Source organism: Lyngbya sp. CCY1209, from assembly GCF_055795065.1.
In genome coordinates this window covers 1-13,489 of record NZ_JAYFER010000253.1, presented here as the reverse complement: position 1 = coordinate 13,489, position 13,489 = coordinate 1, and the positions used below count along the sequence as shown (strand labels likewise).

The window sequence follows — 13,489 nt, the reverse complement described above, 5'->3', positions numbered from 1 at the left end:
ATGACAGATCTTATCAAAACAGTTCAAAAGCGCTGGATCGCCCTGCCAATTCGCGTTCGTGGGACGGCGATCGTCGCCATTCCCGTCACCTTTTTATTTACCACTTTATCCGCCTTCGCCTGGTTGAAATCCAACCTGGTGGAAGATGAAGCTTGGGTGCAGCACACCCAGACGGTGCGGCTGGAAACGAAACAGCTTTTAAATGCGTTGATCGATGCGGAAACGGGAGTTCGCGGGTACGGACTGACGCAGCGGGATGAATTTTTGGAACCTTACGATCGCGCGATCGCAGTGATTCCCGATTCTTTGGATCAGTTAGAAAATTTGGTGCAAGACAACCCGCACCAAACCCACGAAATGCAGGATATCCGCGCAATTGTTAATGAAAACTTGGAGATTTTCAAACAGAAACTCGCCCTTCAAAAAGACTTAAAACGAATTCGCGGAACGGCGGATGTTTTGGTGCCGGCGGCATCTCTTTACGACTGGTTGGACGAGGGAAAAGCGACGATGGACGCCGCTCGTAGGGAAATCGATCGCTTCGCAGAAACCGAGGAAGAACTGTTGATAAAACGCATCCGACACCGCGATTTTTACCGGCAACTGACTTGGATTTTTATGTGCATTTCAGTGGCGATCGGCACGATCGCGGCGGCTTTTGCCGTCCATCTTTTCTATCAATTGGAGCGGGAGTTGGCGGAGCGGGAAGAAAATCTCCGCCAAAGCAATCAACGTTTGGAAAATGTCTGCGATCAACTGCAACGATTTACCGCCAATGCCTCCCACGAATTGAGGGCACCTTTGGCTGCCGTTTTGAGCAATGCCCAGGTGGTATTGATGGATTTTGATGACCTCGAAGAAATCCCCGTATCGGTTGAAAATCGCCTGCAAAAAATCGTCGGCATCACCAAACACATGAGTTCCCTGGTGGGAGAACTGTTATTTCTGGCGAGGCACGAAGGGCTGTTGGCTGACGAATCGATGCAAACGGTGGATTTAACCCGGCTTTTATCAAATTTATTTTCGGAATGGCTACCCCAGGCGAAAAATCAATCTTTGCAACTGACAAAAGAGCTACCCGATCGCCCGATTTTAGTGCGGGCAGATGCCAATTTGCTGCGGCAGGCGATCGCCAACTTCCTCAGCAACGCCTGCCGCTACACCCCCGCCGGGGGAAGCATCGAACTGGGTTTGAAGACAGAGGAGGAACGGGCGTTAATTTGGGTGTCCGATACCGGCATCGGCATTTCAGAGGAGGCACTGCCCCACGTCTTCGAGCGCTTTTATCGCGCCGATCTGAAGCGTTCCAAAGCCTCCGGCGGATTCGGGTTGGGATTGGCGATCGCCGATCAAATTGTCCGGGCTCACGGGGGCGAAATTGGCGCGGACAGTAGCCTCGGAAAAGGTTCCACATTTACCCTAAAATTGCCGATTTTAAATTGAGGCTATTCCGGGGCTTCGGACAGCTTTGCGATCGCATTTCGCAGCGCCATTGAGAGGGCGGTTTCCGGCAGGCGATCGACGAACTCCGAGCCTTGCTGCTGTAAAAATTGTCTGAAAAATGATTCTGTTTTGGCTTCGGCAAGTAAAACTTGTTCGATCAGTTCGGCTTGCTGTTCCGCCGTCACATTTTCCGAGTTTAACTGGGTTAAAAAACGCTCCGAAATGGGTCGATTTTTTTCGGGATCGCCACAGTTCGCCACCCAACTGCGAATTTGCTGGGATGCTTCGTTGTATTCGATCACGTCGGTGCCCGCCAAGGTTTGAATTTGACTTCCGGTGATAATAAAACTGTTGCCAAAAGATTTTTGACTGAACGCTTTTAAAGCCGCCGATTGATTTTTTAAGGTTTCCGATTGATGGGTGGCAATTCCCAAAATTTGATTGATTTGTTGTTCCTTGGCAGCCAGTTGCTTTTGCATCTCTTCCACGACGCGATCGAGGCGTTTTTCCACCTCTGCTTTATCTCTTTGGGGATTGTAAGTGACTTTCACAACCCAGCGATCGCCCCGCCGCTCCACTCCTTTCAGTTCCAATCCCAACCCTTCATCTTCAAACTGAATCTGTTTCAGGCTGAACAGTACCGCTCGCCAATCTTCTCCCTCTTTAAAAATGAGCTCGATGACATTTTCCACTTCCTGATATAAAGACTCAAATTCCCGGGGCTCGAAGTCGCGATTCTGCGGGAAGCGATCGCAGAACTTGCCGTCTTCATCGATCTCTCGATAAACGTAATCGCATTCGACGTGAGTGAAGTCGGTTTGGCTGTTGACGCTCCAATCTTTGACGCAGCATCCCGTCAATTTTGCCCCGGTTAAATCGACGTCGATCATTTGAGTTCTCATCAATAAGCTCCCCCGCAAGTCGGCGGCTTTTAAATCGGCGCCGGTTAATTCGGCATCCGTCAAATTGAATTGACTCAGATCGGCGTTTTGCAAATAAGCACCTCTGAGGTTGACGTGGCTGAAGTCTTTCGCGTCCGAATATCCTTTCGTGAGCAGGTGTTGAACTTGGGGATTTGGCAAATCTAAATAGCGATCGTCCACCCGGGCTCGCTTCAATCCGGTGACGCCTTGAAAGCAAGTCCGATACAGTTTTTTCGCCCTCAAGTCGGTATTTGATAAGTCGGCATTTCTAAAGTTTACACGGCTCAAATCTAGGTCATAAAATGACTCTCCTCCCCAACAACTTGCCGCGATCGCGAGTTGTTTAAACCGCCGCAAGTTCGGCCGGTATTCGGTATCAAATCGGGTCATTTTTGCGGCGATCGCGGATAATACAATTCCGGATAATACGCATCCCAAAATTGTACCCGATCGCACCCATAAAGACGGGTCGGAAATTTGATAATTCGGATTGTCCAAAGCTGGGGGAGAGGAGAGAAACAGTCCGGTGGCGATCGCCGTCAACACCACCACGACAAAAATGATCGCTCTCAAGAGATTTTGAGACTTGAAGAAAACATTTGCGATCGAATAAAACAAAAAAATCTGGATTGCCAAACCGACGGCAACAAAAGCGATTCCTAAAATTGAAAAAATTAAAATCGAAAGCAAATAGACCGGATCGGGGTCTATCCAATGGGCGAAAATGGCGATCGTTGCCACAATTAAAGAGAATAATAAAGCCCAAGTCGCAGATTTGACACCCGCCACCAATCCCCGCCGAATCGTCGCGAAAATCCAGATCATAACGACGGCCAGCATAAATGAAGTCGATTCCCAATATGTTGCCGTTTGTGTCGTTAAGTTAAGAAATGTAGTTCCCCCTACCCAACTACTCAGCAGAGTTGATAGAATGGACAGGATAGGAATTACAATCAAAAAAGCAAATTGAGCTATCTTGAGCTTCAAGTCATTGGGTTTGTGCATTGATAGATAACTATACTTTTGGGGTGACTCTCGCCACATTTTAATAATAGCTCAAGTTGATGCAACTGGGTCAGAGCTTGACCCATCCTATCATTTTTCATTGTCGTTAAATTTGAATCGATACAAAGCTATGAATCGAACTCAAGGATTCCCATCCCAGGTGATTACAACCTGGTTTCTTCCCACGCCTTTAGTCTGGACGCTTCTGGCTAATATTCCTTCGATGCAAGACACCTTTCCAGATGACCCTCGATCCCAACCGAGACAATTGGGGCCGCAAGAACTGTACGAAATTTTTAAAGCTCGTCACGACCCCGACTCCCAATCTTTAATCAGTGCCGTTTTTGAGTACCCCGACTTCCTGCCCATCGCCTTTCTAGAATTGGGGATGAAGCGGGCTTCTGCCGTCTGTCGTCTCGTCCGCCATTTCTCCGCAGATAGCTGTCACAAGTTGGCGGAAAAAATTGCCGAGATTGATACCCAACTAGCGGGAAAGCAAAATCACTTGACGGCAAGAGAAATTGCCGAAGTTTTTGCGGTGGGGGAACGGAGTCAGAGCGATGTCGAAAATTTTTACAAAAGGTTTGAGATAGACGGCCAACTTCCCAGTCAGTGCTTAAATGACAACCCTCAGATTATCGAAGACTTGCGGCCCATACCCATCGGAACCGGATTTATGGTGGGCAATAGCTACCTACTGACAAATCACCACGTCATTCCAAATGGCGAAGTCGCGGTGGAATGTCTGGCACAATTTGGCTACGAGCAGGATGTTTATGGGCGAAAAATTGTTCCGATCGCATACGAAATAGATGAGACATTTTTTGTGACCTGTCCCCAGTTGGACTATAGCTTGCTCAAGTTAAAGCCGAAGCCGAAAGATAAAAATTTGGAAATATTAGGCAAGGCGGGCGATCGCTTCAGTTGGATTCAGATGAGTACCGACAGGACGCTAGTTTCCCCACCAATTACGCCAGAATTTAAGCGGGAATTTTCACTCGATGTTGACGACGATTTTCCCGGAGATCCCGTCAATATTATCCAGCATCCGAAAGGGACAAGAAAACAAGTTGCCCTGTCCTACAACCGAATGTTAGAGATGGATTCCAATTTTATTCGGTACGAAGCCGATGCCGATTTTAGCTCCTCGGGAAGCCCGGTTTTCAATCAACAATGGCAACTGGTTGGACTCCATCACGCCGCCATTCCCCAACTCGATGAAAATAATAAACCCGTCATGAGGGACGGTGGAAAAAGCTTTGAAATTCTCCAACAGCAAGGGATCAGAATTTGTCGGATTGTCGAAGATTTGAAAGAGCAAGCCGAGCAACTGAACCGGCAAGCGATGGAACGAGCCATTCAAGAAGGACGTTATAACCCCGCCATGCAAAAACGCCCTCCCACCGATCCGATCGCCGATGAAATTTTGAATTTTATCCGCTATTTCATCGACCAACCCGATGCCTCGAATTTTTTGGGCGACGGCGATAATGATTATATCTCCACGCCCTATTCTCCTCCCAACATGAGCGTTTTTTAAATTCGTCAACTCCGAGGTTGATCGGAGTCCAAATTGGCGGTGAAGTGAAAAATGTTTGAGCCGGCAAGCTCGCCAATTTTGCTATCATAAATTTGGAAAGTATTTCCCGTAGTTTGGGGTGCATTTACTTCCGCTTTTGAAGGGGCCGATCGCCCGAATAAAAACCCATCCGCCACCCGCATCCAGATCGCCGGGGTGGCAAAATCTCGCCGGCGATATTGGGTGGGACTCAAAGCGATCGCCCGCCGTCCTTCCTGGGCGGCAATATCCACCGCTTCCCCCCGAGACAACCGTTCGTAAAAGCAGCGAGAAAACCGACTCGCGGTTACATTGGAAACTTCATACTGCATCGCCACAACCACCGGAATATTTTGCTGAACCAACCGCGAAGCCACCCCGACAAACGCCTCGGAGGCGGACAGCATCCCCCCTTCGCAAGCCTGCAACATCACCACACCCGGACGATGGCGGTTAAACAATTCGCTAAAATAGTCGGCATCAACCCACATCGCCTCATTCAAATCGTCAACCAATGCAATTTGCCCGATCGCCCGATTGTCTTCATTTTCAAACCGCCCGTGTCCGATCAAATGGAACAGGTGGGGTTCTCGTTCCAAAATCTCGTCGATCGCCTCCGGAGTCGCCGGATTGACAGTCGGAATCAATTCCCACAAATCGGATTTTTGACTCAATTTTTCCAAAGCCGTTTCCACTTTCTCATAGGCGACGGCAGCCAGATCCTCCGGAGCCGCGATCGCCAGGGCGATGCGTAATTTTTCCCGGCTTTTCAACCGGATCGGTTGGGCCGGAATCCACTGCGATCGCCGCCTCGACAACACCAAATGCGGATCGGTTCCCAGCCAAATCGTCCCCAAATTCATCTGCTGGGGCAGACACAAAAACTCCCAAGGAAAAGCCGCCAAATCCGGAAACAGATGTTCGTCAATATCCAATTCAATTCGCACGATCTGCCGTTCTCGCTGAATCACCTGATAGTAAAAATTGACAAAATCCTGCCCCAAAACCTCGTCGAACAGCAACTCAAATAAAGCCTCCCCCAAACGGCGGGATTCGCCGGCATTGTCGAGGAGGTTGTCCCGGGCAACCTTCAACAATTCCGCCGCCCGTTCCCGGTGGGATGCCCGCAACACTCCCGCCGGTTCCCCCAAAGACTGATGCCGATTATCCCATTTTTTCACCTGAACTCGTTCTCGGCTGACCACCTTTATTTGATATGTGTAATACGTCGAATAATCAGATTTCATCTCCGTCCCTCCCAAATCATATTGCACATAAAAAAGCCCCATTAATTGACGGCATTCGGCAACGTCAAATCCCAGGTTTCCGACAAACCTCGGGCTAATTTTCGCTCGGCTTCGTCCTTACTTTTCAACAAAAAACGCAGGCGATCGCTCAATTCCCGAACCACTTCTTTCAAATCGGCAGTCAACCAATTCATATTCGGTTCCGCCCAAACCACGCCCCGCAATTGCACCGCCCCAACTCCCCGGGGAACTTTAAACAAAACCGACAATTCCAAACTCCTCCTTTTTTGCATATCGGCATCTTTGATATACCAGTAACACGTCGAACTTCCTTCCCCCAACGCCGTGATTTCCGACCGCCCGATCTGATATTGATAATTGGGGACGACGACGAACGCTTTCAGGTCATTTTTGCTGGAAACTTTTCCCTTTAACTCTCCGGGAAGGCGGGCAATTTCCCCCAAACTCGAACTATCCACACCCACCGTCCAATCCAAATTTTCATTCAAACCCAAATCCATTCCGGCGCCCCATTCCATCAGTGTCCGCCACTCATTTTTGGGAAACATCCCCTGGACGATCGCCTCTTTTTCCCCTTTCGGACTCCAGTCCAACTCGCAACACAGCCGCCGAAACTGCACCCCCGGTTTGGGACGCAAATTCACCGTCAATGTCATCGAATAAAAATCGTGGGTGTCCGCCATTTGCCGCCGATAAATTTCACTCAGATTCCCACCGCCACTCTGAAAATTATCCTCGGTCAAACGAATCAGTTTATCTCGGGGATTTCCGAACGTGATTTCCGTCTTTAACAGCCGTTCGAGGGCCGTATCTCCCAGGGCGACTTGTCGTCCCCCCGCCAAATCAGATTTCCAATATGTCACCTCATCGATCAACTGTCGCAGCAACCGATCGCACTCCTCAAAATCGGGATATTTGTCGAAATCATTCATCTTCTTTTGACCTCCAAATCTCCGTTAAAATGATCTAAAAATCGGCGATATCCTACGGATTCAACCCCGGCAACCCCCAACTTTGGACGACTTTCGCGATCGCGTCCCGGGTCGCTTCCGCCCCAAATCCCCAAGCCATCAGTGCAAAATAATCCTTCCAGGGATTCGATCCGAACGTGGTATTATCCACATATAACTCGCTGAATCCCGCCCCCGCCAACAGCACCACCGCCACGGCATAACTCGTCCAAATGAAGCTTTTCAGGCGCACATTTGCACCCTGAGCTTGTTGATTCCAGGAGGAGTCCGATCGCGCGATCGGCGGCGGTGAAATTAAAGGCAAACTCGACACCCATTCCCACGCCGCCGGATTCAGTTCGCCGACTTTGAGTCTCAGCTTTTGCAATTCCTCGGAAATAATTCGATCGGTTTCAATTTCCGGGGGTGTGGAAGCGTCGATATTGCGGTCGAGTTCCCGGATGATGTCGGCGAGGGGTTTTTCCTCGTCGTCGGGGAGGGTGGGAATTAATTTTTGCAGTTGTTTGACCTCTTCTTTGAGGGGGACGTAACTGTTAATTTGCTGGGCGATCGCCTCCAATTTTTCCCGCAATTGTACCGGACTTTCCAAATCCGGCGCACTGTTGAGGATTTCCTGCAAATTCCAATTCATCGTCCGCACGAAGGTCGCACTCGCGTCGTATTCGTTCAACTTTTCCTTGAGGCGATCGCTGTATTCAAACTGCGCCAACCAATCCAAACGTCCCATCACCCAGCGCCGCCAAATCGCCTCGGCATCGTCGATAATTTTCTTCGCCTCCTCCCAATTTTCCCCCTGAAGTTCCATCTTCACCTCGATTAAAAAAGCCTGGATGCGACTTTCAAACGCCGACGCCTTTTCCAAGTCCGGATCTTCCTCCATCTGAACCCGCAACTGTCCCACCCGGATCAATATTTCATCCCTCGGCCGTCCCTGCGATCGGTACACCGAAACGGCAATTCCCAACCCCGTCCCCGCCAACAGCATCAACAGGGGAAAAAACCAATGATCCTTGACGCGCAACGTCACCGGAACCGCCAGTTGTCCCCCGGCGTAACTCAGCCGCAAAGTCCCGACAAATTCTCCGCTGTCCGGCACCTTTCGGAAGTTAAATTCCACCGGCACGATCGCCTCTTCGGGTTTTCCCAAAATCGGCTGCAACTCTCCGGGTGCGATCGCACTCCCCGGAAACACCGACACCCCGTCGGTTCCGTTCACGTCGAAGGGGATCACCTGCAACTCTTCGATGGGGGTATCCGTCTTAATATAAAGCTGGCGGGTTTGCACCGTGGCGCGGTTGCCGGAAATGGTCAACCGCTCCGGTTCGACGGTTTGGGCCCCCGCCATCCCACCCGAAAACAGCATTGTCGCAGGAACGAGCAAACTCGCCAAGGCAGATTTTAAGCACTTCATCCCGGTTCTCCCAACTGATTTGTCACCCGAAGCCGCGATCGCCATCTCGACACGACTCCACCTCTCTCATTCAATCACCGGAAAACCCATTCCCGACAATTTTGAATTTAAAGTCCCCCTGGCGAAGGGGGATTTAGGGAGATTTTCCAGATCGGACTCGATCGCAAACTGCTATCCCAGATTTCGATATCATAAAATTGACAGTATGATTAAGACGACGAACCGAGAAGATAATATGGCTCAATTGAAACAGCGACGGCCGGAAAATATCGAAGGAAATTTTTACGTCGATCGCACCTGCATCGACTGCGACACCTGCCGCTGGATGGCTCCGAAAATCTTCAATCGTTCCGGCGAACAGTCGGCGGTTTATCACCAACCCGGGACGGAAGAAGAACGCATCAAAGCGATGGAAGCGTTGCTGGCTTGTCCGACAGCTTCCATCGGCACCGTCGAAAAACCGAAAGATATTAAAACCGTTCAAAACCGTTTCCCCCTGCGGGTAGATGACAACGTTTATCACTGCGGCTACCACTCGAAAAACTCCTACGGAGCCACCAGTTATTTTATCGATCGCACCGCCGGAAATATTTTGGTCGATTCCCCCCGCTTTTCCCCTCCCCTGGTGAAGCGTCTGGAAGAAATGGGGGGAATTCGCTATCTTTATTTGACCCACAAAGATGATGTCGCCGACCACGAAAAATTTCGCCAACATTTCGGGTGCGATCGCATTCTCCACGAAGATGACATCACCGAAAATACGCGATCGGTCGAAATCAAACTCTCGGGAAGCGAACCCATCCAATTCGACGATGACTGCCTGATTATTCCCGTCCCCGGACATACGAAAGGACACACGGTTTTGCTCTACGACGATAAATTTTTATTCAGCGGCGATCACCTGGCGTGGTCTGACTCTTTAAATCACCTCTACGCCTTCCGCCACGTCTGCTGGTATTCTTGGCCGGAATTGGTCGAATCGACAAAAAAATTGGCGAATTATTCCTTTGAATGGGTGCTTCCCGGACACAGACGACGCCAGAACTGCGATCGCGAAACCATGAAACAAAAAATGCAAGACTGTCTGGACTGGATGGAAACTCATGATTGAGTGATTAAATAGTTATTTCTTCTGGAAGGTGGAGATTTTAAGGTTCAGCAATTGTTAAAAGTTGTTGATGGTTCCTGTCAATCTCTCCCACTTAATCGTAAACTCTTAACGGTCTAGCTCACATCCAAAAACCATTTTCATGTCAAATTCACCGATTTCTGAAGGTCAAACTTCCCAACCGGTTGCAAATACCCTACGTCATGCCATCGTCGTCGTCGGAGGCGGCGCCGCCGGCATCACCGTCGCCGCCCAACTTTTGGAGCGCGATCGCACCCTGGATGTCGCCATCATCGAACCCTCCGACAAGCACTACTACCAACCCGCCTGGAGTCTGGTGGGGGGAGGTGCCTACCGCCTCGAAGACACCATCCGGGACGAAAAAGACTGCATCCCCCCCGGCGCCACCTGGATCAAGGCGGCGGCCCAAACCTTTGAACCCGAACAAAATCGGGTCGTCACCCAGGACGGACGGCGGATCGAATACGACTATTTGATCGTCTGTCCGGGAATTCAGATCGACTGGGACAAAATCGAGGGACTCCAGGACGCGATCGGCAAAGATGGCGTCACCAGCAACTATTCCAAAGATTACGCCCCCTACACCTGGGAAGTCCTCAAAAACTTCCAAGGCGGCAACGCGATTTTCACCTTCCCCGCCACCCCGATCAAGTGCGCGGGGGCGCCCCAAAAAATCATGTACCTCGCCGACGACACCTTCAGAAGCAACGGCGTCCGCGATCGCACCAACGTGATTTACTGCACCCCCGGCGCCAAAATTTTCGCAATCCCCGGCTACTGCGAATCCCTGGAAAAAATCGTCGATCGCCGCAATATTGAGGTCAAATATCAGCACAATTTGAAAGCGATCCGACCCCAAACCAAAGAAGCCATTTTCGAGACAACGACGGAAGCCGGAGTCGAGGAAATCGCCGTCCCCTACGACATGATCCACGTCACCCCCCCGATGAGTGCCCCCGACTTCATCAAAAACAGTCCCTTAGCCGTCCAGGAAGGCCCATCCAAAGGCTGGGTGGACGTGGACAAATACACCACCCAACACAACGTCTATCCCAACGTCTTCAGCTTGGGAGACGCCTCCTCCCTCCCCAATTCCAAAACCGCCGCCGCCATCCGTCGGCAGGCCCCCGCGTTGGTGGAAAACCTGCTGTCGGTGAAGGCGTCCCGGGAGTTGGGCGGAAAATACGGCGGCTACGCCTGCTGTCCCCTGGTGACGGGTTACGGGCGGACGATCATGGCCGAATTCGATTATGATAAAGTTCCCAAATCGAGTTTTCCCTTCGATCCCACCCAAGAGCGCTACAGTATGTGGCTGGTGAAGCGGTACGTTTTGCCCTGGCTGTACTGGAACCGGATGTTGAAAGGGAAACCCTTCGAGGCGGATGCTTTAGCTGGCGGCGATCGCTGATCTGGCGCTGTGTGTAGGGTGTAGGGGGAGACCGTTTCATTCTCCACCGAAAAATGTCGCTTGGGGGGCCCAGGGGCGACCGGGGCGACCGGGGCAAAGCTGGGAAGAATCTAAAATCTAAAATTCCCGATTCCCGATTCCCGATTCCCGATTCCCTAATACCGACTCCCTAATACCGACTCCCGCACTATAAATCCCGACACCGAGCCGGACGGCCCGGTGTCGGGATTGACGGCGATCGATCGCGTTAAAATGCCTCCTGAAGGACCCGCAGCCTTTCAAATTGTTGATGTTGCTGGTCGATCTGGACGGACAGAGAATCACACACTAACTCACACAGCTCGAACAGAAAAGGATTGGCGATTTCGTAATAAACATTGACCCCCTGTTGGCTGCGAGTCACGATTCCGGCGTGGGCGAGCAGTTTCAAATGTTTGGAAACATTGGCTTGCCCCAAGCCTGTCGCCTCAATAATTTGAGTGACATTTTTGGCCCCACTTTTCAAACAGCAAACAATCTGCAAGCGACTCACTTCCGAGAGAACTTTGAAAAAGTCTGCCATCAGGGTCAGCGCTTCGGGCGAGAGTTTGGCGACGCCGCACTCGTCGGAAGCAGACTGGAACCGAAATGATGCATTTTTCAGCGAACGTTTTGGCATGGTGAATTAGGTGAGTGGAGCAACATAGGTTTGACGTATACTCAGTATATTACCATACGGTAGAGCATTTTGCCATGAGTTATTGTACCGCAGCCGAAAGATGACAAGTTGATATATCAAATTTGAACTCGATCGCCGGCTCCATTTTGGACCCTTTCGAGTCAAATGGGCGCGGTAGCGGGCCCCGGTAATGTCCGGAACCGCCCCGAAAGCGGCGGAATGGGATGGGAAAAGGGGATGCGATCGCCGGATCACTCGAAAAGGGGGGGCGATCGCGACGGTTCCCGGCATTTCGTCAAGATACCGCCCCCGAAGTCTGGGCAGACATCTCAGGAAACTTTCATCAACGCTTCAGTTCGATTTCAAAACTCGGCGTTTCAATGGAAACGCGATCGGGAGTGGTCGGGAAAACCGAACTCAATCGGTCGTGGCAGCCAGAGGGATAACCCGAATAGGGGATGGGTGGGAAACCCGAGATTGGTCATCATAAAAGGGAGTGAAACGGGACGACACCTGCGGACGAAAACAGAACAGATGGCGATCGCATTTCGGTGCGGAAATGGATGGAAACGAGAATCCGAGCAGCGAGTCTGAAGCGCGACAAAAATGGACGAAGTTCTGATTGAAAAAAGGAGATCGAAAAACATGATGTGGTTATCGACGCTGTTCGTATCTGTCAGCCTGTTCGCCTCCGGGGGGACCCCCTCCCAGTTGCCCGAACCCTCGCCCCGGGAGGACGCGGTGCAGTCCCGGGAATCCGACCCGGAAGGGACGGCGACCCTCGCCTTTCACAGACGCCCCCTCGAATGTTATGACAATGGGGTGTGTTAGCGGCGCGTTTTCCCCACAGATCCGCAACTGAGGGATGCGTCCGCCCGTCCCTCAATGGTGCGATCGCATGACCGAAATCAGCTACGACGACTTCAGCTCGGTTGAAATTCGGGTGGGCAAAATTATCCGAGCCGAACCCTTTCCCGAGGCGCGCAAACCCGCTTACAAGCTCTGGATCGACTTCGGAGAGTTGGGGGTCAAAAAATCCAGCGCCGGCTTAACCCGGTTGTACCAGCCCGCAGACCTGGTGGGAGAGCAAATTCTGGCGGTGACGAACTTCCCCCCCAAACAAGTCGCCAACTTCATGTCCGAAGTGCTGGTGTTGGGGGTGGTGATGGACGGCGGAGCCGTGGCCCTGGTGAAGCCCGATCGCGACGTCCCCCCGGGGGGGCGGATACTGTGATCTCAAAGCGAGCTCAAATCCCGACCTCACCCCTATATGGGGGGGCGTCGGGAATTTTCAATTGTAGATTTTAAATTTTCGATTCCCCGTTGAGAGAGGAGTGAGGAGTCACAAGTCAGGAATCAGAAATTTCTCACTTCTCTCTACTCCCGACTCCCTAATACCGACAATACCTTCGCTTCGGTTAGACTCAAATTAGGGTGCGATTCGTTCGGGAGCGAAATAGGGCTGAGATGCCCGAAATAACCTCCCGGTAAGGCTTCTACCCACTCGGGTGGACATAAGGGGTACAGCCCTGAACAGCCTTATAACTGTCTGTATGTTCCGAAGTTTGGTATCACACGATACTAAACGAGGTTGGAACTCTCAGGGTCAAGAGGAAAAGTAGAGAATCTTAACAATTATTTAACAATCCTCAAGAGAGGAGGCGATAGCCACCCCCAGTTTTAGGATTCACAACCCTAGGATTGAAGCGGGGAAC

Annotated in this window: 11 protein-coding genes; 6 read left to right on the top strand and 5 right to left on the bottom strand. The window is 51.1% G+C overall.

The genetic code is table 11. From position 1 onward, the window contains the following. Nucleotides 1-1,443: a CHASE3 domain-containing protein gene (locus AC0QHF_RS06920; protein ID WP_324703463.1), complete on the top strand. Its 1,443-nt coding sequence runs from the start codon at nucleotides 1-3 to the stop codon at nucleotides 1,441-1,443. 2 nt (nucleotides 1,444-1,445) lie between these two features. Here AC0QHF_RS06920 and AC0QHF_RS06915 read toward each other — a convergent pair whose 3' ends face one another. Beyond that, nucleotides 1,446-3,206, bottom strand: a complete 1,761-nt coding sequence (locus tag AC0QHF_RS06915) for a pentapeptide repeat-containing protein (RefSeq protein WP_324703462.1) — start codon at nucleotides 3,204-3,206, stop codon at nucleotides 1,446-1,448. Nucleotides 3,207-3,501: 295 nt separating this feature from the next. Here AC0QHF_RS06915 and AC0QHF_RS06910 point away from each other — a divergent pair, with 295 nt between their 5' ends. Continuing rightward, nucleotides 3,502-4,911, top strand: coding sequence for a trypsin-like serine peptidase (locus AC0QHF_RS06910; RefSeq protein ID WP_324703461.1), 1,410 nt, complete (start codon nucleotides 3,502-3,504; stop codon nucleotides 4,909-4,911). A gap of 5 nt (nucleotides 4,912-4,916) precedes the next feature. On the opposite strand, the gene AC0QHF_RS06905 is transcribed toward AC0QHF_RS06910, so the two are convergent. Genes AC0QHF_RS06905 through AC0QHF_RS06895 form a run of 3 tightly spaced genes read right to left on the bottom strand, consistent with a single transcriptional unit; the run spans nucleotide 4,917 to nucleotide 8,579 of the window. Further along, entirely contained in the window at nucleotides 4,917-6,176 is a 1,260-nt protein-coding gene (locus AC0QHF_RS06905; protein ID WP_324703460.1) for a CHAT domain-containing protein, read from the bottom strand. 41 nt (nucleotides 6,177-6,217) lie between these two features. Then, nucleotides 6,218-7,129: a hypothetical protein gene (locus AC0QHF_RS06900; RefSeq protein WP_324703459.1), complete on the bottom strand. Its 912-nt coding sequence runs from the start codon at nucleotides 7,127-7,129 to the stop codon at nucleotides 6,218-6,220. Between the two features lie 52 nt (nucleotides 7,130-7,181). Beyond that, nucleotides 7,182-8,579, bottom strand: coding sequence for a hypothetical protein (locus tag AC0QHF_RS06895; protein WP_324703458.1), 1,398 nt, complete (start codon nucleotides 8,577-8,579; stop codon nucleotides 7,182-7,184). Nucleotides 8,580-8,814: 235 nt separating this feature from the next. Between AC0QHF_RS06895 and AC0QHF_RS06890 the strand changes: the two genes are divergently transcribed. Both AC0QHF_RS06890 and AC0QHF_RS06885 read left to right on the top strand, forming a co-directional pair. Further along, nucleotides 8,815-9,690, top strand: a complete 876-nt coding sequence (locus AC0QHF_RS06890; protein ID WP_324703485.1) for an MBL fold metallo-hydrolase — start codon at nucleotides 8,815-8,817, stop codon at nucleotides 9,688-9,690. A gap of 139 nt (nucleotides 9,691-9,829) precedes the next feature. After that, nucleotides 9,830-11,116 carry an FAD/NAD(P)-binding oxidoreductase gene (locus AC0QHF_RS06885; RefSeq protein WP_324703457.1) on the top strand — a complete coding sequence of 429 codons (1,287 nt, stop codon included), beginning with the start codon at nucleotides 9,830-9,832 and terminating at the stop codon, nucleotides 11,114-11,116. Nucleotides 11,117-11,363: 247 nt separating this feature from the next. On the opposite strand, the gene AC0QHF_RS06880 is transcribed toward AC0QHF_RS06885, so the two are convergent. After that, nucleotides 11,364-11,774 carry an ArsR/SmtB family transcription factor gene (locus tag AC0QHF_RS06880; protein ID WP_324703456.1) on the bottom strand — a complete coding sequence of 137 codons (411 nt, stop codon included), beginning with the start codon at nucleotides 11,772-11,774 and terminating at the stop codon, nucleotides 11,364-11,366. A 645-nt stretch (nucleotides 11,775-12,419) separates the two neighbouring features. Here AC0QHF_RS06880 and AC0QHF_RS06875 point away from each other — a divergent pair. Both AC0QHF_RS06875 and AC0QHF_RS06870 read left to right on the top strand, forming a co-directional pair. After that, nucleotides 12,420-12,605 (top strand): hypothetical protein, encoded by a 186-nt coding sequence (locus tag AC0QHF_RS06875; RefSeq protein ID WP_324703455.1) that lies wholly within the window; start codon nucleotides 12,420-12,422, stop codon nucleotides 12,603-12,605. A gap of 34 nt (nucleotides 12,606-12,639) precedes the next feature. Next, nucleotides 12,640-13,008, top strand: a complete 369-nt coding sequence (locus AC0QHF_RS06870) for a tRNA-binding protein (protein ID WP_324703454.1) — start codon at nucleotides 12,640-12,642, stop codon at nucleotides 13,006-13,008. Nucleotides 13,009-13,489: the final 481 nt, after the last annotated feature.

Bases quoted from the DNA above. Each gene is read 5' to 3' on its own strand.
- AC0QHF_RS06920 (WP_324703463.1), top strand. From the start codon at position 1: ATGACAGATCTTATCAAAACAGTTCAAAAGCGCTGGATCGCCCTGCCA.
- AC0QHF_RS06915 (WP_324703462.1), bottom strand. From the start codon at position 3,206: ATGCTGGCCGTCGTTATGATCTGGATTTTCGCGACGATTCGGCGGGGA.
- AC0QHF_RS06910 (WP_324703461.1), top strand. From the start codon at position 3,502: ATGAATCGAACTCAAGGATTCCCATCCCAGGTGATTACAACCTGGTTT.
- AC0QHF_RS06905 (WP_324703460.1), bottom strand. From the start codon at position 6,176: ATGAAATCTGATTATTCGACGTATTACACATATCAAATAAAGGTGGTC.
- AC0QHF_RS06900 (WP_324703459.1), bottom strand. From the start codon at position 7,129: ATGAATGATTTCGACAAATATCCCGATTTTGAGGAGTGCGATCGGTTG.
- AC0QHF_RS06895 (WP_324703458.1), bottom strand. From the start codon at position 8,579: ATGAAGTGCTTAAAATCTGCCTTGGCGAGTTTGCTCGTTCCTGCGACA.
- AC0QHF_RS06890 (WP_324703485.1), top strand. From the start codon at position 8,815: ATGGCTCAATTGAAACAGCGACGGCCGGAAAATATCGAAGGAAATTTT.
- AC0QHF_RS06885 (WP_324703457.1), top strand. From the start codon at position 9,830: ATGTCAAATTCACCGATTTCTGAAGGTCAAACTTCCCAACCGGTTGCA.
- AC0QHF_RS06880 (WP_324703456.1), bottom strand. From the start codon at position 11,774: ATGCCAAAACGTTCGCTGAAAAATGCATCATTTCGGTTCCAGTCTGCT.
- AC0QHF_RS06875 (WP_324703455.1), top strand. From the start codon at position 12,420: ATGATGTGGTTATCGACGCTGTTCGTATCTGTCAGCCTGTTCGCCTCC.
- AC0QHF_RS06870 (WP_324703454.1), top strand. From the start codon at position 12,640: ATGCGTCCGCCCGTCCCTCAATGGTGCGATCGCATGACCGAAATCAGC.